The sequence below is a fragment of the Bradyrhizobium sp. genome, from assembly GCF_004799405.1.
Lineage (GTDB): Bacteria > Pseudomonadota > Alphaproteobacteria > Rhizobiales > Xanthobacteraceae > Bradyrhizobium.
This window is the reverse complement of record NZ_SSMW01000045.1, coordinates 1-25,126: the sequence shown is the minus strand read 5'-3', so window position 1 is coordinate 25,126 and position 25,126 is coordinate 1. Positions and strand designations below refer to the sequence as shown.

At 63.6% G+C, this 25,126-nt stretch carries 22 protein-coding genes, 1 tRNA gene and 2 pseudogenes; 13 read left to right on the top strand and 12 right to left on the bottom strand.

Annotation, left to right across the window (positions count from 1 at the left end; genetic code table 11):
- Nucleotides 1–238: 238 nt before the first annotated feature.
- Together E7813_RS08060 and E7813_RS08055 are read right to left on the bottom strand one after the other, a co-directional pair.
- Nucleotides 239–877: an isochorismatase family protein gene (locus E7813_RS08060; RefSeq protein WP_291572601.1), complete on the bottom strand. Its 639-nt coding sequence runs from the start codon at nt 875–877 to the stop codon at nt 239–241.
- Between the two features lie 222 nt (nt 878–1,099).
- A pseudogene (locus E7813_RS08055) lies at nt 1,100–1,572 on the bottom strand (heme-binding protein).
- A gap of 309 nt (nt 1,573–1,881) precedes the next feature.
- On the opposite strand from E7813_RS08055, the gene E7813_RS08050 reads away from it, so the two are divergent.
- Nucleotides 1,882–2,241, top strand: a complete 360-nt coding sequence (locus E7813_RS08050; protein WP_291572598.1) for an NIPSNAP family protein — start codon at nt 1,882–1,884, stop codon at nt 2,239–2,241.
- A 98-nt stretch (nt 2,242–2,339) separates the two neighbouring features.
- Here the strand turns inward: E7813_RS08050 and E7813_RS08045 are convergent, their stop codons facing one another.
- Nucleotides 2,340–2,738: an MAPEG family protein gene (locus E7813_RS08045; protein ID WP_291572596.1), complete on the bottom strand. Its 399-nt coding sequence runs from the start codon at nt 2,736–2,738 to the stop codon at nt 2,340–2,342.
- Nucleotides 2,739–2,838: 100 nt separating this feature from the next.
- Here E7813_RS08045 and hemH point away from each other — a divergent pair, with 100 nt between their 5' ends.
- The 4 genes from hemH to E7813_RS08025 all read left to right on the top strand — a co-directional run bounded on the left by hemH (nt 2,839) and on the right by E7813_RS08025 (nt 6,131).
- Nucleotides 2,839–3,870, top strand: coding sequence for a ferrochelatase (hemH, locus tag E7813_RS08040; RefSeq protein WP_291572594.1), 1,032 nt, complete (start codon nt 2,839–2,841; stop codon nt 3,868–3,870).
- 206 nt (nt 3,871–4,076) lie between these two features.
- Nucleotides 4,077–5,078: an SPFH domain-containing protein gene (locus E7813_RS08035; protein WP_291572592.1), complete on the top strand. Its 1,002-nt coding sequence runs from the start codon at nt 4,077–4,079 to the stop codon at nt 5,076–5,078.
- Nucleotides 5,079–5,088: 10 nt separating this feature from the next.
- Nucleotides 5,089–5,535 (top strand): NfeD family protein, encoded by a 447-nt coding sequence (locus E7813_RS08030; RefSeq protein WP_291572591.1) that lies wholly within the window; start codon nt 5,089–5,091, stop codon nt 5,533–5,535.
- A gap of 38 nt (nt 5,536–5,573) precedes the next feature.
- Nucleotides 5,574–6,131, top strand: coding sequence for a carboxymuconolactone decarboxylase family protein (locus tag E7813_RS08025; RefSeq protein WP_291572589.1), 558 nt, complete (start codon nt 5,574–5,576; stop codon nt 6,129–6,131).
- Between the two features lie 98 nt (nt 6,132–6,229).
- Here the strand turns inward: E7813_RS08025 and E7813_RS08020 are convergent, their stop codons facing one another.
- Nucleotides 6,230–7,246, bottom strand: coding sequence for a KpsF/GutQ family sugar-phosphate isomerase (locus E7813_RS08020; RefSeq protein WP_291572587.1), 1,017 nt, complete (start codon nt 7,244–7,246; stop codon nt 6,230–6,232).
- Between the two features lie 277 nt (nt 7,247–7,523).
- Here E7813_RS08020 and E7813_RS08015 point away from each other — a divergent pair, with 277 nt between their 5' ends.
- The 3 genes from E7813_RS08015 (at nt 7,524) to E7813_RS08005 (ending at nt 9,729) form a co-directional block, all read left to right on the top strand.
- Nucleotides 7,524–9,170, top strand: a complete 1,647-nt coding sequence (locus E7813_RS08015; protein WP_291572585.1) for an outer membrane beta-barrel protein — start codon at nt 7,524–7,526, stop codon at nt 9,168–9,170.
- Between the two features lie 92 nt (nt 9,171–9,262).
- Entirely contained in the window at nt 9,263–9,466 is a 204-nt protein-coding gene (locus E7813_RS08010; protein ID WP_291572583.1) for a hypothetical protein, read from the top strand.
- Between the two features lie 8 nt (nt 9,467–9,474).
- A complete protein-coding gene (locus E7813_RS08005; RefSeq protein WP_291572581.1) occupies nt 9,475–9,729 on the top strand; it encodes a hypothetical protein in 255 nt (84 codons plus the stop codon).
- A 34-nt stretch (nt 9,730–9,763) separates the two neighbouring features.
- Here E7813_RS08005 and E7813_RS08000 read toward each other — a convergent pair whose 3' ends face one another.
- Both E7813_RS08000 and gltB read right to left on the bottom strand, forming a co-directional pair.
- Complete coding sequence (locus tag E7813_RS08000) at nt 9,764–11,221, bottom strand: glutamate synthase subunit beta (protein ID WP_291572578.1); 1,458 nt, start codon at nt 11,219–11,221, stop codon at nt 9,764–9,766.
- Between the two features lie 58 nt (nt 11,222–11,279).
- Nucleotides 11,280–16,013 (bottom strand): glutamate synthase large subunit, encoded by a 4,734-nt coding sequence (gene gltB / locus E7813_RS07995; RefSeq protein WP_291572576.1) that lies wholly within the window; start codon nt 16,011–16,013, stop codon nt 11,280–11,282.
- Between the two features lie 444 nt (nt 16,014–16,457).
- Here gltB and E7813_RS07990 point away from each other — a divergent pair, with 444 nt between their 5' ends.
- Nucleotides 16,458–17,240 (top strand): hypothetical protein, encoded by a 783-nt coding sequence (locus tag E7813_RS07990; RefSeq protein WP_291572574.1) that lies wholly within the window; start codon nt 16,458–16,460, stop codon nt 17,238–17,240.
- A 63-nt stretch (nt 17,241–17,303) separates the two neighbouring features.
- On the opposite strand, the gene E7813_RS07985 is transcribed toward E7813_RS07990, so the two are convergent.
- Nucleotides 17,304–17,783, bottom strand: coding sequence for an Hsp20 family protein (locus E7813_RS07985; protein WP_291572572.1), 480 nt, complete (start codon nt 17,781–17,783; stop codon nt 17,304–17,306).
- 223 nt (nt 17,784–18,006) lie between these two features.
- Between E7813_RS07985 and E7813_RS07980 the strand changes: the two genes are divergently transcribed.
- Entirely contained in the window at nt 18,007–18,954 is a 948-nt protein-coding gene (locus E7813_RS07980) for an alpha/beta hydrolase (RefSeq protein WP_291572569.1), read from the top strand.
- 6 nt (nt 18,955–18,960) lie between these two features.
- Here the strand turns inward: E7813_RS07980 and E7813_RS07975 are convergent, their stop codons facing one another.
- A complete protein-coding gene (locus E7813_RS07975; protein ID WP_291572567.1) occupies nt 18,961–19,716 on the bottom strand; it encodes a sulfite exporter TauE/SafE family protein in 756 nt (251 codons plus the stop codon).
- Between the two features lie 86 nt (nt 19,717–19,802).
- Here E7813_RS07975 and E7813_RS07970 point away from each other — a divergent pair, with 86 nt between their 5' ends.
- Nucleotides 19,803–20,696, top strand: coding sequence for a LysR substrate-binding domain-containing protein (locus tag E7813_RS07970; RefSeq protein ID WP_291572565.1), 894 nt, complete (start codon nt 19,803–19,805; stop codon nt 20,694–20,696).
- Nucleotides 20,697–20,717: 21 nt separating this feature from the next.
- Here E7813_RS07970 and E7813_RS07965 read toward each other — a convergent pair whose 3' ends face one another.
- The 3 genes from E7813_RS07965 to E7813_RS07955 form a co-directional block, all read right to left on the bottom strand.
- Nucleotides 20,718–21,689, bottom strand: coding sequence for a tripartite tricarboxylate transporter substrate binding protein (locus E7813_RS07965; protein ID WP_291572564.1), 972 nt, complete (start codon nt 21,687–21,689; stop codon nt 20,718–20,720).
- Nucleotides 21,690–21,733: 44 nt separating this feature from the next.
- Nucleotides 21,734–22,516: a histidinol-phosphatase gene (hisN, locus tag E7813_RS07960; RefSeq protein WP_291572563.1), complete on the bottom strand. Its 783-nt coding sequence runs from the start codon at nt 22,514–22,516 to the stop codon at nt 21,734–21,736.
- 479 nt (nt 22,517–22,995) lie between these two features.
- The gene (locus E7813_RS07955; protein WP_291572562.1) at nt 22,996–23,883 is read right to left on the bottom strand and encodes an N-formylglutamate amidohydrolase; all 888 of its coding nucleotides are present in this window, start codon (nt 23,881–23,883) and stop codon (nt 22,996–22,998) included.
- 302 nt (nt 23,884–24,185) lie between these two features.
- Between E7813_RS07955 and cpdR the strand changes: the two genes are divergently transcribed.
- Nucleotides 24,186–24,545, top strand: coding sequence for a cell cycle two-component system response regulator CpdR (cpdR, locus tag E7813_RS07950; RefSeq protein WP_291572561.1), 360 nt, complete (start codon nt 24,186–24,188; stop codon nt 24,543–24,545).
- A gap of 107 nt (nt 24,546–24,652) precedes the next feature.
- Nucleotides 24,653–24,727 (top strand) — tRNA-Val (locus E7813_RS07945).
- Here the strand turns inward: E7813_RS07945 and E7813_RS07940 are convergent.
- Nucleotides 24,698–25,126: pseudogene (locus E7813_RS07940) on the bottom strand (hypothetical protein); the annotation flags it as partial. The gene E7813_RS07945 and the pseudogene E7813_RS07940 overlap by 30 nt on opposite strands.

Sequence of the window (25,126 nt, the reverse complement as noted above, 5' to 3'; positions counted from 1 at the left end):
TCCACAATACAAATGCTGGTCTCCTTGACCGATACGTCTAATCCGCCAAAATGGTCCATGCTGCGCTTCTCCTTCTGAGGCCGTGACCACGGACCTCGTTTCACCAGCAGCCTGAAGCGCAGCACCCAAAATCTTCAGCTATCCACAAGCTGGGCCGGCCGATTACCCCATCTTTGCCTCCGATAGCGGACATCATCAAGCTCGACCGCCATATCCGAAAAAGTGCCACGAGCGGCGATTAGAATTTTATCATGCCGGTCCTTGTCAGCGTCACCTTGGACGAGATGATTGGTGCGTGGGTCATGTGCCAAGCCACGTATTGCTCCGCAAATGCTTCCACCGACCCCATTCCGTTTACTGGGACAATAACATTGAGTCCGCGCAGCGCGGCAGCGCCGCCCGTATAAATCACGAGGCCTTCCGCTGAGGTGCCGACCACGATGACAGTTTGGATACCCTTGTCCTTTAAGATCTGTTCCAGATTGGTCTTGAAAAACTTATCCAGGCCAGACTGCACCGACGGCTCATCGGCGGTCGGGGCAACATCGGTGATGATATCCGCAGTCGTGGTGTTTGGTGGTAAGCTGTAGATGACCGCGACCTTCGCCGCACGTGCTTCGCTAACGAGCTTCTTCAGCGCGGGAAGCGCGGCCACGCAGCGCGGCCGCTTGCCGCAAACCTGGTTCACCAGGTCGCCCATAATTAGCGCCGTGGTCTTTGGATCGACGGTCACCGCCTTGATCTCGGGGGCAGCGGGTGTCTTCACGTTTGCCCACTCGTCGATGATATCGGAGGCGACTGCTTTCGAAACAGTGCCGCCCGTCGCAGCCCCAATTATTCCGATAACTGCACAGATGATGGCGGACCGGCTACCCATTGCGTTTGCTCCCTGATCGCAGCCTGCATGTTTCTGCTGAGGCTTCGCATGCAGAATGCGAAATTATTCGGGTAGTGTCAAAGACTTGATATCAACCTCGCTATTCTGCCGATGTTTCGCACACGCGCGCGACACCCGCGCCGCCGGACATGAGTCCGAACGGGATGCCACGTCGGTTTCGTGCCAATTAGATCGCCAGCGAACACCAGAAGGAAAATATTTTCATTGCTTCGCTCCGCCTGGATCAGCCTTGAGTCCTGCCGCTTCGATGCCAGCCACCGCAGACAATTCGTCATTTTCACCGGCGTCGCCAGAAATGCCAACCGCGCCGATCACCGCGCCATCGCTACCGCGGATCAACACGCCGCCAGGGCTCGGCACGACGCGGCCGCCGCTCGCCGTCGCGATGGACGTCAGGAAGTTCGGATTTTGCGCGGAGCGCTCCATCATGGTGCGCGAGCCCCAGCCCATGCCGAGAGCACCATAGGCTTTGCCGACGGCGACCTCGAACCGGATGATACCGGAGCCGTCCTCGCGCTTCGCGGCGACCACATGGCCGCCGGCATCAAGCACCACCACGGTTTGCGGCATCTGTTTAAGCTCCCGCGCTGTCTTAAAAGCGCCGCATCGACTATCGATGTGGCTTGGGCCAATGTAACCGACGTCGCGTTGGCGCGGTTTAGGGGGAAACCCACAGATAGGATTCCAGCTATCACACCTACGCTCAATCCAAGTTTACGCATACGTTCCTCCTTTGGCGCATTTGCCGAACGGAGTTCTTCGGAACTCCACTTTTGGATGGGCTATCAGTAAAGGCTTACGATATACCCGGACACAAGGCCACATGTCCGCCTCGGGTCAAGAGCGTCGTTTTGGCCGTGCGCCGATCATTTCCGGTTTTCACCGACACGTGGACGTTTCAGCGTCCGCCGGCGTGTCTCAAGGGCGTAACCCGGACAGGCATGACAGCCGTATAGCGACGCGTTATCGCGCCGGGCGGCTCGATGCTTTATCGTGCGGCCGGTCTCAACCCGGAAGGAAAAGCCCAGATGATCGTCGATGTCCGGACCTACACGCTGATCCCGCGCAAGCAGGCAAAGTACCTTGAACTTTTCGAAAAGCGGGCGCTGCCGGTGACCAAGCGGCACGGTCTCGAGCTGATGAGCTATTATGTGAGTTATATCGGAGCGCTCAATCAGGTCGTGCACCTCTGGCGCTACGACAGCCTTGCCGACATGGAAAAGAAGCGCGCGGCGCGTGACGCCGACCCGGCCTGGGGCGAATTCCTCGCACTCACGGAAGGAATGCTTCTGCTGCAGGAAGACAAGGTGATGCGTCCGGCGTCGTTCTCGCCGATCCGCTGACGTTGTCAGGGAATTCGAATCGCCGATAGAGTGTCGTCCCTGCTTTCGCAGGGACGACGCTTTCCCCTCGTTTCTCCGTGGGATTACGAGAGACAGTCCTACATCGGCAGATAGCCCCGGATCGCCGGCATGAAGAAGATCGCGATATTGATCGTCAGCCCGATGCTCCACAGGATCGAGCGAAGCGTGGGACGATCGCCGAGATAGGTCAGGACGTAGGCGATCCGCACGATCAGGAACAGCACGGCCAGTTCGTCGATCAGGCGTTGCTGGCCGCCGCGAAATTCCGCCAGCAGCACGGCGGTGGCGAAAAACGGAAACGCCTCGATGCCGTTCTGATGCGCACCCAGCGCGCGGGTTCGAATCGGGTCGTCGTAGAAGGCGGGGTCGCGCGGTTTGGCATTGTCGAAACGGCGAAATCCGATCCACTTGACCGGAACGATCGTCAGCAAATAGAGCATCAGCGTTCCGAAAACGCACCACTCGGCGACCGTCATGGCTCCTCCCGACAGGCGATGCCCGCATCGCCTGGCGTGACAGTATCGAACGGGCCATTATCTTGACAAGGATGGTTCAACGCGCGAAGCCACTGAAATCATGACAACGGTCGCCTCCATCGAAAGCGCAAAGGCTGCGGGCGCCGCCGGGCCGGGACGCGTCGGCGTCCTGCTGGTCAATCTCGGTACCCCCGACAGCGCCGACGCGCGCGGCGTGCGGGTGTACTTAAAGGAATTCCTGTCCGATCCGCGGGTGATCGAGAATCAGGGGTTGTTGTGGAAGCTGGCGCTCAACGGCGTCATCCTGCGCACCCGTCCGGCACGCAAGGCGCGCGACTACCGGAAGATCTGGAACACCGATAAAGACGAATCCCCGCTCAAGACCATCACGCGCGCGCAATCGGACAAGCTCGCGGCCGCCATCGCCGACCACGTCATGGTCGATTGGGCGATGCGCTACGGCAATCCGTCGATCCGCTCGCGGATCGGCGCCCTGACGGCGCAGGGTTGCGACCGGCTACTGGTGGTGCCGCTTTATCCGCAATATTCGGCCGCGACCTCGGCGACCGTATGCGACGAAGTGTTTCGCGTGCTCGGCGACATGCGCGCGCAGCCGACCTTGCGGGTGACGCCGCCCTATTACGACGATCCGGACTATATCGAGGCGCTCGCGGTCTCGATCGATGCGCATCTGAAGACGTTGCCGTTTCAACCCGAACTCATCGTCGCCTCGTTCCACGGCATGCCGCAGAAATACATCGACAAGGGCGATCCTTATGCGGCGCAGTGCATTGCGACGATGGATGGCTTGAGGAAACGCATGGGCCTCGACGCCTCGAAGCTGTTGCTGACATTCCAGTCGCGCTTCGGCTTCGACCAGTGGCTGCAGCCCTACACCGACCAGACGGTCGCACAACTGGCAAAGGACGGCGTGCGCCGCATCGCGGTGGTGACGCCCGGATTTTCGGCCGATTGCCTGGAAACGCTGGAAGAGATCGCGCAGGAAAACGCCGAGCTCTTCAGGCACAATGGCGGCGAGGCGTTTGCCACCATTCCTTGCCTGAACGACAGCGACGCCGGGATGGACGTGATCCGCCAACTGGTGCTGCGCGAGTTGCAGGGTTGGATATGAAGTCCGGATATAAAGTCCGGTCATACCGGGGGTGGATATAAATCGCGCAGCCGGCGTCTCGTATTTCTGCAGGTCGAACCTACATCCGGGTTCGGCAGACCAAGGGATTGTTTCGTCGCACTGCAATGTGTGACAACGGTTGCAGCATGGCGCGCGGGCTTTCAGGCCGGGCTCGTTCGCCTAAGGGAGATTTCGAGGAGATTTTCATGACCGGGTTTGACATTTTCACCATTGCGCTGGTGCTGCTGGTTATTTTGACGCTGTTTGCCGGCATCAAGACGGTGCCGCAGGGATACGACTGGACCATCGAGCGGTTCGGTAAATACACCCGCACGCTGGCGCCGGGGCTGAACATCATCATCCCCTATTTCGACCGCGTCGGCCGCAAGATGAACATGATGGAGCAGGTGATCAACATTCCCGAGCAGGAAGTGATCACCAAGGACAACGCCACGGTGACGGTGGACGGCGTCGCGTTCTTCCAGGTGTTCGATGCCGCCAAAGCGAGTTACGAGGTTTCCAACCTCAGCCAGGCGATCATCGTGCTGACCATGACCAACATCCGCTCGGTGATGGGCGCGATGGACCTCGACCAGGTGCTGTCGCATCGCGACGAGATCAACGAACGATTGCTGCGGGTGGTCGATGCCGCGGTTTCGCCGTGGGGATTGAAGGTCAACCGCATCGAGATCAAGGACATCGTGCCGCCGGCCGACCTCGTCGAGGCGATGGGACGCCAGATGAAGGCCGAGCGGGTCAAGCGCGCCGACATCCTGCAGGCCGAGGGCCAGCGGCAATCGGACATTCTGCGCGCCGAAGGCGCCAAGCAGGCGGCCGTGTTGCAGGCCGAAGGCCGCAAGGAGGCTGCGTTTCGCGACGCCGAGGCGCGCGAACGCTCCGCGCAAGCCGAAGCCAAAGCCACGCAGATGGTATCGGAGGCGATCGCCAAGGGCGACGTCGCCGCGCTGAATTATTTTATCGCCGACAAATATATCAAGGCGTTCGGACAACTGGCGGATTCGCCGAACCAGAAGATCATCATGCTGCCGATCGAGGCGATGAGCATTTTGGGATCGCTTGCCGGCATCGGCGAGATCGCCAAGGCGACGTTCGGCGAAAGTACCGCCTCCGCGCAAGCCGCGGCGCGGCGCGGGTCGGTGCCGAGCGCCGGATCCGGCGCCGTGCCGCCGGTCCCGCCGCCGGGTTGAGGGGCACACCATGAGCGAGATGTTCTCCACGCTGGGCACCTGGAACTGGCTGATCTTCGGCATCGTGCTGATGGCGCTGGAATTGCTCGCGCCCGGCGTCTTCTTGTTCTGGCTCGGGCTCGCCGCGTTGCTGGTCGGGTTGTTGTCGTTCGCGCTCCATCCGTCGTGGCAGTTGCAGATCCTGATGTTCGCGATTTTCGCCGCTGCCGCGGTGCCGCTGTGGCGGCGCGTTGCGCGCAACAACACCGCCGTCAGCAAAAGCAATCCGTTTCTCAACAAGCGCGCCGATGCGCTGGTCGGGCGGGTGTTCACGCTGGAGAAGCCGATCATCGACGGCTCAGGCACGGTGCGGATCGACGACACCATCTGGCGGGTGGCCGGGCCCGATGCGCCCGCCGGCAGCCGCGTCAGAATCGTGCACGCCGACGGTGCCAGCCTGACGGTGGCGTCGGCCTGAATCAGGATGCGGTGTTCAAGATAGCAAGGGGACTTGCCATGCCACCAACCACGCCACGCATTGCGCCGCTGGAGCCGCCCTATGCGCCGGAAATCCAGACCCAGTTCGACCGGATCATGCGCGGCGCGCCGCCGCTGACGTTGTTTCGCGTGATCGCTTCCAATGCCCGCGCCTGGGAGAAATTCCGCGCCGGCAGCCTGCTGGACCGCGGCCCGCTGTCCCTGCGCGAGCGCGAAATCGTCATCGACCGCACCTGCGCGGTGACCAAATGCGAGTACGAATGGGGCGTGCACGTCAACGCATTTGCCGGTGCGGCGGGCCTGACCGAAGAGCAAATCCGCGCCACGGTCCTGGGTCGGGCCGACGCGCCGTGCTGGTCGGCCGCCGAGCAGGCGCTGATTGCCGCGGTCGATGCCATGCATGAGCGCGCGACGCTGACCGACGCGGAATTCCTGGCGCTGTCGGCGCATTACGACGACGCAAAAATTTTCGAAATCATCCTGCTGTGCAGTTTCTACCGCACCGTGTCGTATCTTGCGAACGGGTTGAATTTGCCGCTGGAGGAACAGGCGGCGCGGTTTCCGCGCGCGGCCTAGAGCGTTTTCGAGCGAAGTGGATACCGGTTCGCGTAAAGAAAACGCGTCAAAACAAGAATCTAGAGCTCCGTTCCGATTCCATCGGAACGGAAATGGCTCTAGGCCACGCCGGCGCGCAGCACGTCATGGACATGCACGATGCCGACCGGCTTTCGGCCTTCGGCAACGATCAGCACGGTGACCGCGGGTTTCGACGAATTGAGGGTCTCCAGCATCTCGGTGGCGAGCATGCCGGGAGGAATGGTGCGGGGATTCTTGGTCATGACGTCGTCGACCCGCACGGTCATCAGGTCGGGGCGCATGTGGCGGCGCAAGTCGCCGTCGGTGATGATGCCGGCGATCTCGCCGCTGTGGTTGACGATGCAGACGCAGCCAAAGCCCTTGGTCGACATTTCCACCAGCGCATCCGACATCTTGGCGCCGAGCGGCTTCACCGGAATGGCGTCGCCGGTATGCATGATGTCGCGGACGAATTTCAGCATCGCTCCCAGCTTGCCGCCGGGATGGAAGTTGGCGAATTCGAGCGCGGTGAAGCCGCGGCCCTCGAGCATTGCGATCGCCAGCGCGTCGCCGATCGCGGCCTGCATCAGCGACGATGTGGTGGGCGCCAGATTATGCGGGCAGGCTTCGCGCGCCCTCGGCAGTTCGAGCACGATACGCGCGGCTTCGCCGAGCGAAGAGCCGGCATTCGAGGTCACCGCGATCATCGGGATGCCGAAGCGGCTGGAATAATTGACGAGGTTCTTCATCTCCGGCTGCTCGCCGGACCACGACAGCGCGATGATGACGTCGTCCGGCGTGATCATGCCGAGGTCGCCGTGGCTGGCCTCCGCCGCATGGACGAAGAAGGCCGGCGTTCCGGTGGAGGCAAAGGTCGCCGCGATCTTGCGCGCGACGTGGCCGGACTTGCCGAGCCCGGTGACGATGACGCGGCCCTTGGCCTGCCGGACCAGCCCGACGGCGGCGGCGAAGGCCGTGCCCAGCGGCCCCTGAAGGGCGGCCGAGATCGCGGCGATGCCGCTTGTTTCGGCGTCCAGCGTCCGCAGCGCCGATTGCACGGCTTCATTGGCCTGATCGGTCACGGCTGGTTTCACCTGCGGTTTTGATTTGGCCATGCCCGGTTCCGAAAGGGGGAGGGCGCCTCGATTTTGGCCCTTGGCCCCTTCTTAGCACGGGCAAACCACCGAGGCGACGCGAGGCCCGGTTCTCAACGGCTCATTAACCATAATTGTTTTAACTCCATTAACGACGTTTTTCCGCGCGTGTGCGTTCCCGCGCCGGACCGATCGTCAAGCGTATGAATTCGTTGGAGTATTTTAGATCGTGATGTCGGGTCCAGCCAAGGGCCGCCGCAGGCGCGTGAACGCCTTACGCGCGCTTTTGCCATGCCTTATGCTGACTGCGTTCGATTGCACCGTCGCACGCGCCCAGACCGTCACCCCCGATCTGTTCAACCCGCTGCCGGACGCCTCGGTCGCGCCGCCGGATTCGCCGTTGCGCAAGACCGACAGGACCGCGGCCGCCGACGATGACCTGCGGCTGCGCGACAAGGACAAACCGGCGCCGTCAAGGATCGGCCAGATCCCGACCTATGGACTTCCCGCCGCCAATGGCGCCAAGGACACCGGCTTCGACTCGCTCGGCCGCACCCGCAAGAAGCCGAAGTTCGATCCGGGCCAGGCCAAGCCGAAACCCTCGCCGGGTCCCGGCACCCCGCCGCCGCCCACCACACCGCCACCGGCAACCACAGCGCCGCCGCGGCTGTCGATCCCGCCGTCGCAGACCGCCAACAAGACGCCGATGGCGCCGGCGATGGCCGGCACCGTCGACGGCCAGCCGCCGCGCAGACGTCTGAACGTCGATAACGATCCGTTTGGCGCGGTCGGCGACTACGCCGGCGCCTTTCTCATCAAGTCTGCGGTCGAACTCAGCGGCGGCTACGACACCAATCCCGGCCGGCTTCCCGAGCCGCATGGCTTGCCGTTCTGGGTGGTCGCGCCGGAATTCCTCGCCGTCTCCGACTGGGATCGCCACGCGCTGGTTGCCGATCTCAAGGGGTCGTTCACCGGCTATGGCGGTTCGCTGCCATCGATGGTCGACGGCGCCATTTCGCCGGCGCCGACCAATGTCGACCGGCCCAGTTTCAACGGTCACATCGACGGCCGTCTCGATGTCACGCAGGACACCCATTTGACCGCGGAGGTGCGCCTGCTCGCCGCCACCGATAATCCCGGCAGTCCGAACATCCAGGCCGGGATGGCCAAATACCCTGTTTACACCACGCTCGGCGGCACTTTCGGCATCGACCAGAATTTCAACCGCCTGGAGGTTTACGCCGGCGCCACCATCGACCGCACCGTCTACCAGAACTCGGTGCTCACCGACGGCAGTTCGACCACCAACGACGACCGCGACTTCAACCAGTATGGCGGCGTCGGCCGCGTCAGCTACGATCTGATGCCGGGACTGAAGCCGTTCGTCGAGGTCGAGGGCGACAACCGGGTGCACGACCTCTTCCTCGATCGCAACTTCTATGCGCGCGATTCCACCGGCGGCTACGCCAAGGCCGGCACTTCGTTCGAATTCACCCGCCTGCTTACCGGCGAAATCTCGGTCGGCTACGCCGAGCGCAGCTATGTCGACACCCGGCTGCAGCGCCTGCAGGGCCTGCTAGTCGCTTCCTCCTTGACCTGGACCGCGACGCCGCTGACCACGGCAAAGTTCTATTCGACCACCTCGATCGACGAGACCACGCTGCCCGGCGTCTCCGGCGTGCTGACGCACACCTACACCGTGGAGGTCGATCACGATTTCCGCCGCTGGCTGACGGCGATCGGCAAATTCACCTTCGCCACGCTCGACTACCAGGGCGACGGCCGGTTCGACAAAACCTACTCGGCCGAGGCCGACCTGGTCTACAAGATGACCCGCAACCTCTGGGTCAAGGGAACCCTGCGCCGCGACGTCCTCAACTCCAATCTCCCCGGCAACAGTTCGGCCTCGACGGTGGTGATGCTGGGGGTGCGGCTGCAGAATTGATCTTGGTTAGCGGGGCGAGGCCAAACGTCTCTGCCGCGAACACCGAAAGTTAACAAAGCGTGCCATAAGGTGCCCCCAAAGCGAGGGGCAGAATGTCCGATCTGATCAGGGTCCAGTGCCCTAAATGCGGGGGCACCATGAAGGCCAAAGCCAAGAAAATCCGCGGCGGGGCCTCGATGCCCTGCACCCATTGCGCCACCGCGATCGTGTTCGAGAGCGAGTCGCGCGAGGACTCGATCCGGCAGGCGCTGAGCCATGCCCGGCGGCTGCGCCGTCAAGCGCTCGCCGCCCACTGAAGGCGCCAATGACCGACGACACCGTCCAGGTTCGCTGCACCCGATGCAAATCCACCTTCCGGGAGCGGGCACGGCGGGTGCAGCCGGGATATTCCAGGCAATGCCCGAACTGCGAAGTGGTCATCTTCTTCGAGGAGAGCTCCAGCGACAAGAACGTCCAGACCGCGCTCTTGGCCGGCCGCCGGCTGCGCCGGGTGTTGCGGGAAGCCGACGAAGTGAAAGCCGGCGCCAAGCAGGCGCCGGTCTATGACAGGTCGTCGTAGGGCGGGCACCGTCGGGGTGGAGGCATAAGAGCCCTCACCGCGGCAGGTTCGTCGTCCCCATCAGGAACGCGTCGATCGCGCGCGCGCAGAGCCGTCCTTCGCGGATCGCCCAGACCACCAATGACTGTCCGCGGCGCATGTCGCCGGCGGAGAACACTTTTGGCAGCGAGGTCTGGTAATCGGCGGTGTTGGCGCGGACGTTGCCGCGGGGATCGAGGTCGACGCCGAGGGTCTTGAGCAGGCCCTCGTGCACCGGATGCACGAAGCCCATCGCCAGCAGCACCAGTTCGGCGTCGAGCTCGAATTCGGTTCCCGCCACCGGCTTGAACTTGTCGTCGACCTGCACGCAATGCAGTTTTGCCACCTTGCCGTCGCTGCCGGAAAATTTCTGCGTCAGCACCGCGAATTCGCGGTGCGCGCCTTCGGCCTGGCTCGATGAGGTCCGCATCTTCAGCGGCCAGTTCGGCCAGGTCAGGCCCTTGTTCTCATGCTCCGGCGGCGCCGGCATGATCTCGAGCTGGGTGACGGACTTGGCGCCCTGGCGGAACGAGGTGCCGATGCAGTCCGAGCCGGTATCGCCGCCGCCGATCACCACCACATGCTTGCCGCCGGCGAGAATGTCGGCGGCATTGCCGAGCGGCTCAGAGGAGACGCGGCGGTTCTGCTGCGGCAGGAAATCCATTGCGTAGTGAATGCCAGCAAGATCGCGGCCGGGGATCGGCAGGTCGCGCGCCGCTTCCGCGCCGCCGGTCAGCGCCACCGCGTCGTATTGGTCGAGCATCGCGCGCGGATCGAGCGCACCGGATGAGGTGCCGCCGACATGGACGCCGTAATGGAAGGTGACACCTTCGGCTTCCATCTGCGTGACGCGGCGGTCGATGACGTGCTTCTCCATCTTGAAATCGGGAATGCCGTAGCGAAGCAACCCGCCGGCCTTGGCGTATTTTTCGAACAGGTGCACGTCGTGGCCGGCGCGCGCGATCTGCTGCGCGCAGGCGAGGCCCGCCGGGCCGGAGCCGACCACCGCGACCTTCCTGCCGGTCTTGGCCGATGGCAGTTCAGGCGTGACCCAGCCATTGTCCCAGGCGCGATCGACGATGGCGCATTCGATGGTCTTGATAGTGACGGGATTGTCGTCGATGTTGAGCGTGCACGAGGCTTCGCACGGGGCCGGGCAGATGCGGCCGGTGAACTCCGGGAAATTGTTCGTCGAGTGCAGGTTGCGCGAGGCTTCTTCCCAGTTGCCGGAATAGACCAGGTCGTTGAAATCCGGAATCTGGTTGTTGACCGGGCAGCCCGGCGTGCCCGGCGCCACCGAGCCGGTGCCGTGGCAATAGGGGATGCCGCAATTCATGCAGCGCGCGGCCTGGTCGCGGGTGTCTTTCTCGCTCAAGGGAACGACGAATTCGCGATAGCTTTTGATGCGCTCGGCCACCGGCTCATACTTGCGGTCGTGCCGGTCGATCTCCAGAAAACCTGTAATCTTGCCCATTAAAGCTTAAGCCCCGAAACCTGAATCATCACTGTAGCCACGTTGCCGTGTTCATCCGTTACGCCCCGATCGCGATCTTTGGCTCGGCGTCGGCGTTGGCCTTCATTTCCTTCAGCGCGCGGCGGTATTCCACCGGCATCACCTTGCGGAATTTCGGCAGCCAGGTCTTCCAGTTCGCCAGGATCTCGGCGGCGCGGCTGGAGCCGGTCAGCTTGACGTGGCGGGTGATCAGGATGTGCAGCCGCTCGATATCGGATTCCAGCAGGTTGGCGAACACGTCGACCCGACCGTGGGCTTCGAGATCGCCGGTGTGGTGATAGGTGTTCTCGTTGATCATCTCTTCCGACAATACCGGTTCGAGTTCGACCATCGCCATGTTGCAGAGCTTCTGGAAGTCGCCGGCCTCGTCCAGCACATAGGCGATGCCGCCGGACATGCCGGCCGCGAAGTTGCGCCCGGTTTTGCCGAGCACAACGACGATGCCGCCGGTCATGTATTCGCAGCAATGATCGCCGGCGCCTTCGACCACGGCGACCGCGCCGGAGTTGCGCACTGCGAAGCGTTCGCCGGCGATGCCGCGGAAATAGCATTCGCCCTCGATCGCGCCGTACATCACGGTGTTGCCGACGATGATGGATTCTTCCGGCACGATGCCGGAATTGCGCGGCGGCTTGACGATGATGCGGCCGCCCGACAGCCCCTTGCCGACATAGTCGTTGGCTTCGCCTTCGAGATCGAAGGTGATGCCGCGCGCCAGCCACGCGCCGAACGCCTGGCCCGCGGTGCCCTTCAGGCTGACCTGGATGGTGTCATGCGGCAGGCCGGCATGGCCGTAGATCTTGGCCACCGTGCCCGACAGCATCGCGCCGGCGCTGCGGTTGGTGTTGTTGATCTCGACCTCGATCTTGACCGGCGCGCCGCGGTCGATCGCGGCCTGCGCCTTTTCGATCAGGGTGCGGTCGAGCACGGCTTCCAGATGATGGTCCTGCGCCTGGGAGTGATAGATCTTCTGGCCCGGCAGTTCCTTCTGGCGAACGAACAGCTTGGAGAAATCGAGCCCCTTCGCCTTCCAGTGCGCCACCAGGCTGGTTTGGTCGAGCATCTGGGTCTGGCCGACCATCTCGTTGAAGGTGCGATAGCCCAACGCCGCCATGATCTCGCGGACTTCCTCGGCGACAAAGAAGAAATAATTGATGACGTGCTCGGGCTGGCCGGTGAAGCGCTTGCGCAGCACCGGGTCCTGCGTCGCCACGCCCACCGGGCAGGTGTTGAGATGGCACTTGCGCATCATGATGCAGCCGGCCGCGATCAGGGGCGCGGTGGCAAAGCCGAATTCGTCGGCGCCGAGCAGCGCGCCGATCACCACGTCGCGTCCGGTACGGAAGCCGCCATCGACCTGCACGATGATGCGGCTGCGCAGCCGCTCGCGCACCAGGGTCTGGTGGGTTTCGGCCAGGCCGATTTCCCAGGGGCTGCCGGCGTGCTTGATCGAGGTGAGCGGCGATGCGCCGGTGCCGCCTTCGAAGCCCGCGATGGTGACATGGTCGGCGCGCGCCTTGGCGACGCCCGCCGCGACCGTGCCGACGCCGATTTCGGAGACCAGCTTGACCGACACCAGGCCATCCGGGCTGACGTTCTTCAGATCGTAGATCAGCTGCGCCAGGTCCTCGATCGAATAGATGTCGTGATGCGGCGGCGGCGAGATCAGTCCGACGCCCGGCGTCGAATGCCGGACCCGCGCGATGGTGGCGTCGACCTTGTGGCCGGGCAATTGTCCGCCTTCGCCGGGCTTGGCGCCCTGCGCCATCTTGATCTGCATCATGTCGGCGTTGACGAGATATTCGGTGGTGACGCCAAATCGTCCCGACGCGACCTGCTTGATCGCCGAGCGCATCGAATCGCCGTTCGGCATCGGCTTGAAGCGGTCGCTTTCTTCGCCGCCTTCGCCGGTGTTGGACTTGCCGCCGATCCGGTTCATCGCGATCGCCAGCGTGGTGTGGGCCTCGCGCGAGATCGAGCCGAAGCTCATCGCGCCGGTGGCGAAGCGCCGCACGATGTCCCTGGCCGGCTCGACCTGGTCGAGCGGCACCGGCTTGCGCTTCTCGTCCTCGGCGGTCCTGATCTTGAACAGGCCGCGCAAGGTCAGCAGGCGCTCGGACTGTTCGTTGAGGATTTTCGCGAACGCCCGGTAGCGTTCCAGCGAATTGCCGCGCACCGCGTGCTGCAGCGTGGAAACCGATTCGGCGGTCCAGGCGTGATCCTCGCCGCGGGTGCGATAGGCATATTCGCCGCCGACGTCGAGCGCGGTCTTGTACTGCAGCGCATCGCCGAACGCGTCGCTATGGCGGCGCGCGGTTTCCTCGGCGATCTCGGCAAGGCCGACGCCCTCGATGCGGGTATGGGTGCCGACGAAATATTTGGCGACGAAATCCGCCTTCAACCCGACCGCGTCGAAGATCTGCGCGCCGCAATAGGATTGATAGGTCGAGATGCCCATCTTCGACATCACCTTCAACAGGCCCTTGCCGATCGACTTGATGTAGCGCTTGACGATCTCGTAGTCGTCGAGCGCCGCCGGCAGCCGGTCCTTCATCGCGATGATGGTCTCGAAGGCGAGATAAGGGTTGATCGCCTCGGCGCCGTAGCCGGCCAGGCAGGCGAAGTGATGCACCTCGCGCGGCTCGCCGGATTCGACCACGAGCCCGACCGAGGTGCGCAAGCCGGTGCGGATCAGGTGATGATGCACGGCGGCGCAGGCCAAGAGCGAGGGGATCGGAATCCGGTCGGAGCCCGCGGCGCGGTCGCTGAGGATGAGAATATTGACGCCTTCGCGGACGAAGGCTTCGGCGCGCGCGCAGAGTTCGTCCAGCACCTGCTCCAGTCCGGCAGCACCAAGCCCGGCATGGAAGGTGGTGTCCAGCGTGTTCGACTTGAAATGGGTGTCGGCGATGTCGGAGATCGAGCGGATCTTTTCCAGGTCGGCATCGGTCAGGATCGGCTGGCGCACTTCGAGCCGCTTGGTGCCGGCGGCCCCCTGCAGGTCGAACAGGTTCGGCCGCGGCCCGATGATCGAGACCAGGCTCATCACCAGTTCCTCGCGGATCGGGTCGATCGGCGGGTTGGTGACCTGGGCGAAGTTCTGCTTGAAGTAGGTGAACAGCGGCTTCGGCTTGTCCGACAGCGCCGAGATCGGCGTGTCGTTGCCCATCGAGCCGTTGGCCTCCTCGCCGGTGGAGGCCATCGGCGTCATCAGGATGGTGATGTCTTCCTGCGAATAGCCGAACGCCTGCTGCCGATCGAGCAGCGGCAGGTTGGAGCGTATGCCCTTGGCCGGGGCATCCGGCAATTCTTCCAGCACGATCTGGGTGCGGTCGAGCCATTCGCGATAGGGATGGCTCTTGGCGAGCTGGGTCTTGATCTCGTCGTCGGGAATGAGCCGGCCCTGTTCGAGGTCGACCAGCAGCATCTTGCCGGGCTGCAGCCGCCACTTGGTGACGATCTGGTCTTCGGGAATTTTCAGCACGCCCATTTCGGACGCCATGACGATGCGGTCGTCGCGGGTGACGAGATAGCGCGCCGGACGCAACCCGTTGCGGTCGAGCGTGGCGCCGATCTGGCGGCCGTCGGTGAACGCGATCGCGGCGGGGCCGTCCCACGGCTCCATGATCGCGGCGTGATATTCGTAGAACGCGCGGCGGGTTTCATCCATCAGGGGATTGCCGGCCCAGGCTTCCGGAATCATCATCATCACGGCGTGCGGCAGCGAGTAGCCGCCCTGCACCAGGAATTCGAGGCCGTTATCGAAGCAGGCGGTGTCGCTTTGTCCTTCGTAGGAGATCGGCCACAGCCGGCTGATGTCCTTGCCGTACAGTTCGGAATGCACCGAGGCCTGGCGCGCCGCCATCCAGTTGACGTTGCCGCGCAGCGTGTTGATCTCGCCGTTATGCGCGATCATCCGGTAGGGATGCGCCAGCGACCAGGCCGGGAAGGTGTTGGTCGAGAAACGCTGATGCACCAGCGCCAGCGCGCTCTCGAAATCCGGCTCGCTGAGGTCGGGATAATATTTACCGAGCTGGTCGGCCAGGAACATACCCTTGTAGACCACGGTGCGGCACGACAGCGACACCGGGTAATAGCCGGCGAGGCCGCGGTCGCGGCGCTGATAGATCGCCTGCGAAATCGACTTGCGCAGGATATAGAGCCGGCGCTCGAATTCGTCGTCGCTCTTGATATGGTCGCCGCGGCCGATGAACACCTGCATGTGCGCTGGCTCGGTCGGCTTGACGGTCTCGCCGAGCGAGGCATTGTCGGTCGGCACGTCGCGCCAGCCGAGCAGCATCAGTTCTTCTTCCCGGATCTGGTCGGCAATGATGCTCTTGATGACTTTGCGCCATGCCGCTTCCTGCGGCATGAACAGCGCGCCGACAGCGTAGTCGCCGGGCTTCGGCAGCTGGAAGCCGATCTCGGCGGCCTTGCGCTCGAAGAAGGCGTGCGGAATCTGCACCAGGATGCCGGCGCCGTCGCCGGCGCGCGGGTCGGCGCCGACCGCGCCGCGATGCTCGAGATTGCAGAGAATGTTGAGCGCATCCGAAATGATCTGATGCGACTTGTGGCCCTTGATGTTGGCGATGAAGCCGACGCCGCAGGAATCCTTCTCCAGCGAAGGATCATACATGCCCTCGGCGGGCGGGCGCCAGGTGTGCTCGCGCGCGGGCTCAAGCGGTTTCGACGCCGAGGCCGCCGACAGCGCATCCGTCACGATGTTTTCGCGCTCGAACTCCGACCCGCTCATCGCTGTCCTCTCAACAAGGCTAACGGCCTTAACCGTCGTCTTCGGCGCACCTTGGGCGTTTGCGGCACCCGTCGGGCCACCGCTCGTCCTCCGCGAGCCGCAATTTTTCGAATTCAGGCTTGGGCGTCCGGCGTCCCCGACGAACGGCCTTTGCCTTTAACTTCTGGCGCCTGAGCACCCAATTTTCGTTGCAATCCCCGTGCCGGGTTTGCCACTAAAATTGAGACAGCTATGCTGTCCTAACTCCGACCATGCCAAATTTTTTTCTATCACACAAGCGCGTGAAAGTCGCCGCCCGCTTGGCGCGCCGGCAGCGTTGTCCCGGATTTGAGGCAAGCGCGCCGCGATCCTGCCCAAGGACCGCCAGAATCGGTGGCGAGGCTATCAAGCGGGGATAAAGGGCCGAAGGCTCTGGGCGTGGGATGTGACGGGAGCGATTGCGCGATGAAGCTGTTCACTGGATGGGTGATGTCGGCCGGGCTGGTTCTTTCCGCGACGGCCGCGAGTGCTCAGATGCCGGCGCCATACGACATTGAAAGGTCGCCCTACACGGCGGTATCCGACGTCACCGGGCCTTATGCGGCGATGCCACCGGAGGCGCCGCCGCCGCGCTATTACGAGCCGGGCGAGCCAGGCTATCAGCCCGGCTACGGCGGGCCGATGCTGATGCCGCCGTCGGAAGTTTACGCGGTGGTGCGCGACAACGGGTTTTCGCCGATCGGCATCCCGCGCCAGCGCGGCATGTTCTACACGATTTCGGTGATCGACGGCCGTGGCGATGACGGGCGGCTGGTGATTGATGCCCGCACCAGGCGCATCATCCGCTTCATGCCGGCCTACCGGATGGGCGACAATTTCGGCGACGAGCCGACCGTCATCTATGGCCGGCCGCCGGGACCGCTGGCGCCGATGCCGCCGGTCGGCAGCTTGAGAGAACCGCCGCGGCCGCCGGCCCCGGTGCCGCGGGTGGCGAGCCGCACGCCTGCGGTGCCGCTGCCGAAAGCGCCGCCGCCGCATGCCGTCGAGGCCAAGCCTGAACTCAAGCCCGAGGTCAAGCCGCTGGCCGCCAAGCCCGCGCCGGAGCCGGCGCAGCAATCGGCCGCGGTGCAGGCCCCGCCAACGGATGTGCCGGTGAGGCCGCCGCCCGCCGTGCCGATCGTTGAGGCCAAGCCCACGCCGCCGATCCAGCCGACGCAACCGATGCCCAAGGCGCAGGGGCTGGAATAAAGCAAACAAAAACGCCCCGGTTTCCCGGGGCGTTTTCTTAAGCGATCCGAAAATCAAGCCGGCTTACGCGGCGACCTTCTGGGCCGAACCGTCGACGACCTGCGGTGCGGCCGCGTTGGTGGTCGAGATCGGGATGCTGCGGGGCTTCTTGGCCTCGGGGATCTCGCGGACCAGATCGACGTGAAGCAGGCCGTTCTCCAGCGAGGCATTCTTCACCACCACGAAATCGGCAAGCTGGAACGCCCGCTCGAAAGCGCGCGCCGCGATGCCGCGATAGAGCACCTCGGACTTGTCCTGGCCGTTTTCGTTGGCGGTTTTCTCGCCCTTGATCGTCAGGGTGTTTTCCTTGGCGACGATGGAAAGTTCGCCCTGCGAGAAGCCGGAGACCGCGACGCTGATGCGATAGGTGTTATCGCCGGTGCGCTCGATGTTGTAGGGCGGATAGCCGGGGCTGCCATCGGAAGCGGCCTGGTCGAGCAGGGAGAAGAACCGGTCGAAGCCGACCGTGGAACGGTAAAACGGGGTGAGATCGTAGGTACGCATAGGGTAGTCCTCCATTGAGCGACTGTTGATGTAACCCGCCCGCCATCGGGCCGGGCTTTCGTCCATGTGCAGCCTTGTGTCCCGGGTTCCCGAAACACTGGTAGCGGCCTGCACGAAGGTGATATGGGAGGGGCCAAAGGGTGTTCAAGAGGGCGGAATCGATCCTCTTTTTTTGACGCCATCGCCTTGATTTCCAGCACTTTTGACATACCGGCCCCGCCCCATGATGCTCGTTTCGATTCCCGCCAATCCGGTTCCGGACAATTTCGTCACCGGCACCATCAAGACCCCTGACGGCGCCGAACTGCGCTTTGCGCGCTGGGCGCCGCCAGCCAATCGAAAAGGCACGGTTTGCGTCTTTACCGGGCGCGGCGAGCAGATCGAGAAATATTTCGAGACCGTGCGCGACCTGCGCGATCGCGGTTTCGCGGTGGCGATGATCGACTGGCGCGGGCAGGGCCATTCGTCGCGGCGCCTGCGCGATCCGCGCAAGGGCTATGTCCGCGATTTCTCCGATTTCGAGGTGGACGTCGAGACCTTCGTGCAGCAGGTGGTGCTGCCGGACTGTCCGCCGCCATATTTCGCGCTGGCGCATTCGATGGGGGCCGCGGTGATGCTGCGCATCGCGCATGCCGGCAAGCGCTGGTTCGACCGCATGGTGCTGTCGGCGCCGATGATCGATCTTCCCGGCCACCGCACCTCATTTCCCGCGCGCGCGCTGCTGCGGTTGCTGCGGCTGGCCGGCCAGGGCGGCCGCTACGTTCCCGGCGGCAGCAACGAACTGGTCGGGGTGTCCTCGTTCATCAACAATCCCCTGACCAGCGATCCCGTGCGCTATGCCCGCAACGCCGCGATCCTGGAGGAAGATCCGACGCTCGGCATCGCTTCGCCGACGGTGGCCTGGGCCGATAGCGCGTTCACGGCGATGCGCGGTTTTCGCGTCGCGAATTATCCGTCGGAAATCCGCCAGCCGATCCTGATGCTGGCGGCCAGCAACGACACCATCGTATCCACCGCGGCGATCGAGGAATTCGCCTATCACCTGCGCGCCGGCTCGCATCTGGTGATCGCCGGTTCGAAGCATGAAATCCTGCAGGAGCAGGACCGCTACCGCGCGCAATTCTGGGCCGCGTTCGATGCCTTCGTGCCGGGGACGCCGCTGTTTCAGTGAGCGGCGTCAGGCCCGCGCCACATTGTACGTCGCGCTCCCCGCCAGATAGATCCCGAGAAAGATCATCGCGATCAGAAACCATCTCCGGAACGCCTCCGGCTCCAGCCGCGTGCGCACCGCCTGTCCGATGAACATGCCGGCAAAGGAAGCCACCATCGCCACGGCGCCGGGTAGCGCGGTGGCCGCGGTCAGCAATCCGGCGCTGGTGAGATTGAAGGCGAGTGACACGGTGGCGACGGTAAAGAACACCCCGAGCGCCTGCACCAGTTCGTCCTTCTCCATGCCGATCGCCTGCATGAACGGCATTGACGGGATCACCTGCACGCCGGTGGCGGCGGAAACCATGCCGGTGGCGACGCCGACGATGCCGCCGATCCATTTTTCATCGCGGCTGGCGACCCGGAAACTGAATTGGGTCAGGCCGACGATGGCGTAGAGCACCAGCATCAGGCCGAGCACGATGGCGCCGTAGCGCGCGTAGGGCCCGGTCAGCATTCCCGAGTTCAGCCAGATGCCGGCGACGGTGCCGACCATCAGCGGCCACAGCCGCCGGATGATGTCGCGCAGGTAGGGGCCGACGAAGGTCTGCCAGATGTTGGTGACGATCGCGGGCACGATGACGATGGCGAGCGCGTGCGCCGGCGGCATCGCCACTGCGAGCAGGCCCATCGACACCGTCGGCAGGCCGAGGCCGATCACCCCCTTGACGAAACCCGCCAGCAGGAACGCCGCGGCAATCAGGATCAACAGAGGTTCGATCATCCGGTGACATTGACCGATCGGCGCCATCGGCACAATCTGCGGCTCGTGAAGCAAGCCTTCGGCTGTGACGAAGGCAGGAAATCGCCATGCGTTTCGATCTGGTCGACCTCGGGCTTTTCATCGCGGTGGCGGACTCTGGCAGCATCACGGCCGGCGCGTCCCGCGCGCATCTGGCGCTGGCATCGGCCAGCGCGCGGATCAAGGCGCTGGAGGCCGCCGTCGGCACTGCGCTGCTGAAGCGCGGCCGCCGCGGCGTCGAGTTGACCGCGGCAGGCCAAAGCCTGCTCGATCATGCCCGCGTCATCATGCACAATGTCGATGCCATGCAGGGCGAGCTGATGGCGTTTGCCCGCGGCATGAAGGCGACGCTGCGGCTGCTCGCCAACACCTCGGGACTATCGGAATATTTGCCGAAGGTGCTGGCCGCCTTTCTTGCGCAGCATCCGCACCTCAGCATCGACGTCGAAGAACGCGAAAGCATCGATATCGCCAACGCCATCGCGACCGGGGCCGCCGATATCGGCCTGGTGGCCGAACACACCTTGCCCGACAGCATCGAGCGGATTGCGTTCAGCGAAGATCGCCTGGTGATCGTCGCCGCGCGCCATGACGAACTGGCGCGCCGGCGGCAGGTCGATTTTCGCGACGTGGTGAACCGGGACTTCATCGGCTTGACCGCATCGAGCGCGTTGCACGCGCATGTCACCGGCCACGCCGCGCGGCTGGGCGCGCGCCTGCGCTTTCGCGCACGGCTCAACAGTTTCGACGCGATCGGCCAGATGGTGGCGGCGGGCATCGGCATTGCGGTGATGCCGGAAGTCGCGGCCAAACGCTGCGCCCGGTCATTGCCGATCAGCCGGGTGCGGATTCGCGATCCCTGGGCCAACCGCCGGCTTGCGATCTGCGCGCGAAGTTTCCGTACCCTGCCGCGGCCGGCGCAGCAACTGGTGGAGCATTTGCGCAAGGCGGCGCAGCGCTGAAGGTTTCGCGGAGGTCCTGATTCACTTCTCGATCTGAATGCCGGAGTCCTTGATCACGCTCGCCCACTTGATCGTTTCGGCCTGTATAAAACCGCGGAAATGTTCCGGCGTGTCGCCGACCAGCGTGGCACCCTGGCTGGCCAGTTTCTCCTTCACGGCCGGGTCGCCCATCGCCTCGGTTGCGATCCGGTTCAGCGCTGCGACGATGTCGGGAGGCGTTCCGGCCGGCGCCACCATGCCGTACCAGTTCTGGATCAGCAGGTCCGGCATGCCGACCTCGGCGGTGGTCGGCACTTCCATCGCCGTCGGCGCGCGTTCGCGGGCGCCGATCGCGATCGGCCGCAGCGCACCGGTCTTGATCTGCGGCAGCAGGACCGGCAAGTCGAGGAACACCATCTGCACCTGCTGGCCCAGCATATCGGTCACGGCGGGTGCTGCGCCGCGATAGGGCACGTGCACGATGTCGATCTTTGCCGTCAGCTTGAGCAGTTCGGCCGCCAGATGCGGCATGCTGCCGACGCCGGTCGATGCAAAATTGAGTTTGCCGGGATGCGCCCTGGCGAACTCGATCAGTTCCTTCATGTTGGTGGCCGGAACGCTGGTGGCGACCACCAGCATTTCCGGCACTTCCGCCACCAGCGTGATCGGCTGCAGGTCCTTCAACGGCTCGTAGGAGATCTTCTCCAGACTGGAGGTGATGGCGAGCGCGCCCGCGCTGGAGATCGCAACCGTGTAGCCATCGGGTTTGGCCTTCGCGACCAAGTCGGTTCCGAGCACGCCCGCCTGTCCGCTGCGATTGTCGATGATGACCGGCTGCCGGATGATCTCCGACATGCGCTGGCCGACCACGCGTGCGATGATGTCGTTCGGCCCGCCGGCCGGGAACGGCACGATGATCCGGATTTGCCGGTCGGGAAAATCCCCGGCTGCCGCCGGATCCGGCAGCAGCCACGTCGATAGGATTGCCGTCAACAGCGCGCCGGTAATTCTCATGAATGGCTCCATCCGCATGACCGTCGGCGTCATGGCGAGGCGCGCTAGCTGTTCAACAACTTCATCGCCGCTTCATGCACGCGCGGATCGCCCGCGGCGATGATGCGGCCGCCATGCTGCGCCGGCTTGCCGTCCCAGGTGGTGACGATGCCGCCGGCGCCGGTGATGATCGGAATCAGGGCGGCGATATCGTAGGATTTCAGTTCGGTCTCGACCACGAGATCGAGATGGCCGGCGGCGAGCATGCAATAGGAATAGCAATCGCCGCCGTAGCGCGTCAGCCGCACGGCCGCTTCGACCCGGCCGAACGCGGCGCGATCGGCGGCGTTCATCAATAGCGGACTGGTGGTGTAGGACGTCGCCTCCTTCAGCGAGGCGCAGCGCCGCACCGCCAGCCGGCGCGTGCCCGAGGGTCCGGCGTAATGCGCCGAGCCGCTGTCGCCGGAAAAGCGCTCGCCGATAAACGGCTGATGCATCATCCCGAACACCGGCGTGCCCTGATGCAGCAGCGCGATCAGCGTGCCCCAGATCGGAAAGCCCGCGATGAAGGATTTGGTGCCGTCGATCGGATCCAGCACCCAGACATATTCGGCGTCTTCGCGCTCGTTGCCGAACTCCTCGCCGACGATGCCGTGCTGGGGGAAGTTGGCCTTGATCAGGCGCCGCATCACCGCTTCCGCCGCGCGGTCGGCTTCGGTCACCGGATCGAAATCGTGGGCCGTGCTCTTGTTGTCGATACTCAGCGAGGTCCGGAAGAACGGCAGGATGGTTTCCCCCGACGAGGTCGCAAGGCGGCCGATGAAGGCAGTAAAATCGATGACCGTCACGGCGCTTCCTCAAGGGCAGAGCGGGCGGAGAATGTCCCGGCTCCTGCCTAGCCCAATCCCGCAATCCGCGCACGGGGGACCGAGATTTATCGGGCTGAGGGGTCGCCATATTCGATTTGCGAATCAGGCTGAATACAGCTGCATTTTCTAATGACAGTGCCGATCACGAATTCGAGAGCAGTGGACTGACGGCCCCGGGACGCGGCTTTTCAGGATGGGTTCTGAACCGGTGATATCCTTAAGTAACTGAAATAACGGTCAAAACTGTAATTTTTGACTTTTATGCAACAACGCAAAACTGAATGGATTTTTGCACCGGAAAAGATTCAAAGGCTCTTGCGTTTTGTGCAGCGCGGTCGCATATTGTTGCGGTGCGGTAGCGCTTTTGCGTTATCGCTGCCCTCCTTGGGCGTTTCCTCCCTAGACTTGGGCCGCTTGTTTTCAAGCGGCCCTTTTTTCTTTTCAGGTCATTTCCGGATTTATTCCGCCGCGGCCTGGAACGGTCCGAGGTCGCTGAGCGGAAGGGCGGCCAGCGCGTCGGCCAGCGCGGTGAAATCGGCCGCGACCTGCGCGAACCGCGGCCCGCGTTCGCGCCGCCGCTCGTCCATGTAGATGGCGCGGTTGAGCTCGAGCTGGATAGTGTGCAGTCCGCTTGCCGGATTGCCGTAGTGCTCGGTGATGAAGCCGCCAGCATAGGGCTTGTTGCGGCCGACCGAGTAACCCAGCGCACTCATGGTTTCCTCGACCATGTCGGGGAGCAGGGCTGCGCAACTGGTGCCGTAGCGGTCGCCGATCACCACGTCGGGCCGGCGCGGCTCATCGCGCGAGACCCCGATCGAGGGCATCGAATGGCAATCCACCACCACCACCGTGCCGAACGTCTGATGCGCCTTGTTGATCAGCCGCCGCAACGCGCGGTGATACGGTTTGTACAGCGTCTCGATCCTGCCGAGCGCGTCATCGATTCCAAGACGCTCGCGATAGATCTCCTGGCCGTCGCCGACCACCCGCGGGATGGTGCCGAGCCCGCCGGCGACCCGCATCGATCGCGTGTTGGCGAAGCTCGGCAGCCGTCCGTTGAACATCCGCGGATCGAGCTCGTAGGGCTCCCGGTTGACGTCGACATAGGAGCGGGGAAAGTTGACCTGCACAGTCGGAAAACCGCGATCGCTCAAGCCCGCGATCAACTCGTCCATGAACGAATCCTCGGAGCGGCGCAGTGCTGCCAGATCGATCCGCGAGGCGGTGAGAAATTCCCGCGGATAGACCGAGCCGGAGTGCGGAGAATTGAAGATGATCGGCGCCCGCCACGCCTCCGGCTCCACGATCTCGAACGGAGGCGACAATCCGCCATCAAACTGGGTCATCGTCGGGCGCCGTCCCCTAAGTCCGCTGCTCTGGTCACGTCGTTTCTGCCAGAAAACCGGAGGTTTTATCAGGACTCATTGTCGGTAATCGCGACCATTCTGCCAAGTGAAAAAACCTGCAAACCGGCCGGAACACATCCGGGATGCCGAAAGTGGCCAGCTTGATTGATCTGGGACGCATTCCGGTCCAGAAATAACGCCACCGCCCGCGGCCGCGCACCGCGTCTTTCACCCGAAATTTACCCTCTGTCGGGCTTAGTGAGCGGATTGATCCTCTTGATGGGATTCGACGACCAACCGCCATGCATAAAATCCTCCTCGCCGAAGACGACAACGATATGCGCCGCTTCCTGGTCAAGGCGCTGGAAAACGCCGGTTTTCAGGTCTCGCCCCATGACAACGGCCTGTCGGCCTACCAAAGGCTGCGCGAGGAGCCGTTCGAGATGCTCCTCACCGATATCGTGATGCCGGAGATGGATGGCATCGAACTGGCGCGCCGTGCCTCGGAACTCGATCCCGATATCAAGATCATGTTCATCACCGGCTTTGCGGCGGTCGCGCTGAACTCGGATTCCGATGCGCCGAAAAACGCCAAGGTGCTGTCGAAACCGGTTCACCTTCGCGAATTGGTCAGCGAAGTGAACAAGATGCTGGCGGCCTGATTCGCCGGCCCCAAGGTCCTGCAAAGTCCGGTAAACGGCGGGTCGGGCATCCTTGCCTGCCTGCTTTGGAGCCGATATACGGACCCCACCCGTGATGGAAGACCTTAGGGCGCGTAGCTCAGCGGGAGAGCACCTCGTTGACATCGAGGGGGTCACAGGTTCGATCCCTGTCGCGCCCACCATCTTTCCGGGTATCGATGTCCGGCGTCCCGCACTAGCTCGATCATGCCAAGTTCTACCAGCGTGCGGTGGAAGCGACGTTTCCGTTCCGATGGCGAGGCGAAATAGGCATCGCCACAATGCTCCAGAAGGCTCGCGCGCGTGGAAAAAATTTCATCAAGAGGCAGACCGGCCTGCTGCAACGCGACTGTGCCAAGAAAAGCAATATCCAGATCTCTGCTTCGACCGGGCACAAGCCAGTTCGAGGGGCAATTCAGGGCCTCTATCGCATAGAACGTGCGGAACCGGCGCCGCGCGTCTGTCGGCAGTTTGAGCTTTGCTTCGATTTGCCGTGCCATTACCGGCTGATGATCTCCGTAATGCACGACGAGCGTCGGACGCCTGGGAAAGCGGCTTGAAAG

Excerpts from the sequence above, each read along its gene's own strand:
- E7813_RS08060 (WP_291572601.1), bottom strand. The coding sequence starts at position 877 with ATGGGTAGCCGGTCCGCCATCATCTGTGCAGTTATCGGAATAATTGGG.
- E7813_RS08050 (WP_291572598.1), top strand. The coding sequence starts at position 1,882 with ATGCTTTATCGTGCGGCCGGTCTCAACCCGGAAGGAAAAGCCCAGATG.
- E7813_RS08045 (WP_291572596.1), bottom strand. The coding sequence starts at position 2,738 with ATGACGGTCGCCGAGTGGTGCGTTTTCGGAACGCTGATGCTCTATTTG.
- hemH (WP_291572594.1), top strand. The coding sequence starts at position 2,839 with ATGACAACGGTCGCCTCCATCGAAAGCGCAAAGGCTGCGGGCGCCGCC.
- E7813_RS08035 (WP_291572592.1), top strand. The coding sequence starts at position 4,077 with ATGACCGGGTTTGACATTTTCACCATTGCGCTGGTGCTGCTGGTTATT.
- E7813_RS08030 (WP_291572591.1), top strand. The coding sequence starts at position 5,089 with ATGAGCGAGATGTTCTCCACGCTGGGCACCTGGAACTGGCTGATCTTC.
- E7813_RS08025 (WP_291572589.1), top strand. The coding sequence starts at position 5,574 with ATGCCACCAACCACGCCACGCATTGCGCCGCTGGAGCCGCCCTATGCG.
- E7813_RS08020 (WP_291572587.1), bottom strand. The coding sequence starts at position 7,246 with ATGGCCAAATCAAAACCGCAGGTGAAACCAGCCGTGACCGATCAGGCC.
- E7813_RS08015 (WP_291572585.1), top strand. The coding sequence starts at position 7,524 with ATGCTGACTGCGTTCGATTGCACCGTCGCACGCGCCCAGACCGTCACC.
- E7813_RS08010 (WP_291572583.1), top strand. The coding sequence starts at position 9,263 with ATGTCCGATCTGATCAGGGTCCAGTGCCCTAAATGCGGGGGCACCATG.
- E7813_RS08005 (WP_291572581.1), top strand. The coding sequence starts at position 9,475 with ATGACCGACGACACCGTCCAGGTTCGCTGCACCCGATGCAAATCCACC.
- E7813_RS08000 (WP_291572578.1), bottom strand. The coding sequence starts at position 11,221 with ATGGGCAAGATTACAGGTTTTCTGGAGATCGACCGGCACGACCGCAAG.
- gltB (WP_291572576.1), bottom strand. The coding sequence starts at position 16,013 with ATGAGCGGGTCGGAGTTCGAGCGCGAAAACATCGTGACGGATGCGCTG.
- E7813_RS07990 (WP_291572574.1), top strand. The coding sequence starts at position 16,458 with ATGAAGCTGTTCACTGGATGGGTGATGTCGGCCGGGCTGGTTCTTTCC.
- E7813_RS07985 (WP_291572572.1), bottom strand. The coding sequence starts at position 17,783 with ATGCGTACCTACGATCTCACCCCGTTTTACCGTTCCACGGTCGGCTTC.
- E7813_RS07980 (WP_291572569.1), top strand. The coding sequence starts at position 18,007 with ATGATGCTCGTTTCGATTCCCGCCAATCCGGTTCCGGACAATTTCGTC.
- E7813_RS07975 (WP_291572567.1), bottom strand. The coding sequence starts at position 19,716 with ATGATCGAACCTCTGTTGATCCTGATTGCCGCGGCGTTCCTGCTGGCG.
- E7813_RS07970 (WP_291572565.1), top strand. The coding sequence starts at position 19,803 with ATGCGTTTCGATCTGGTCGACCTCGGGCTTTTCATCGCGGTGGCGGAC.
- E7813_RS07965 (WP_291572564.1), bottom strand. The coding sequence starts at position 21,689 with ATGAGAATTACCGGCGCGCTGTTGACGGCAATCCTATCGACGTGGCTG.
- E7813_RS07955 (WP_291572562.1), bottom strand. The coding sequence starts at position 23,883 with ATGACCCAGTTTGATGGCGGATTGTCGCCTCCGTTCGAGATCGTGGAG.
- cpdR (WP_291572561.1), top strand. The coding sequence starts at position 24,186 with ATGCATAAAATCCTCCTCGCCGAAGACGACAACGATATGCGCCGCTTC.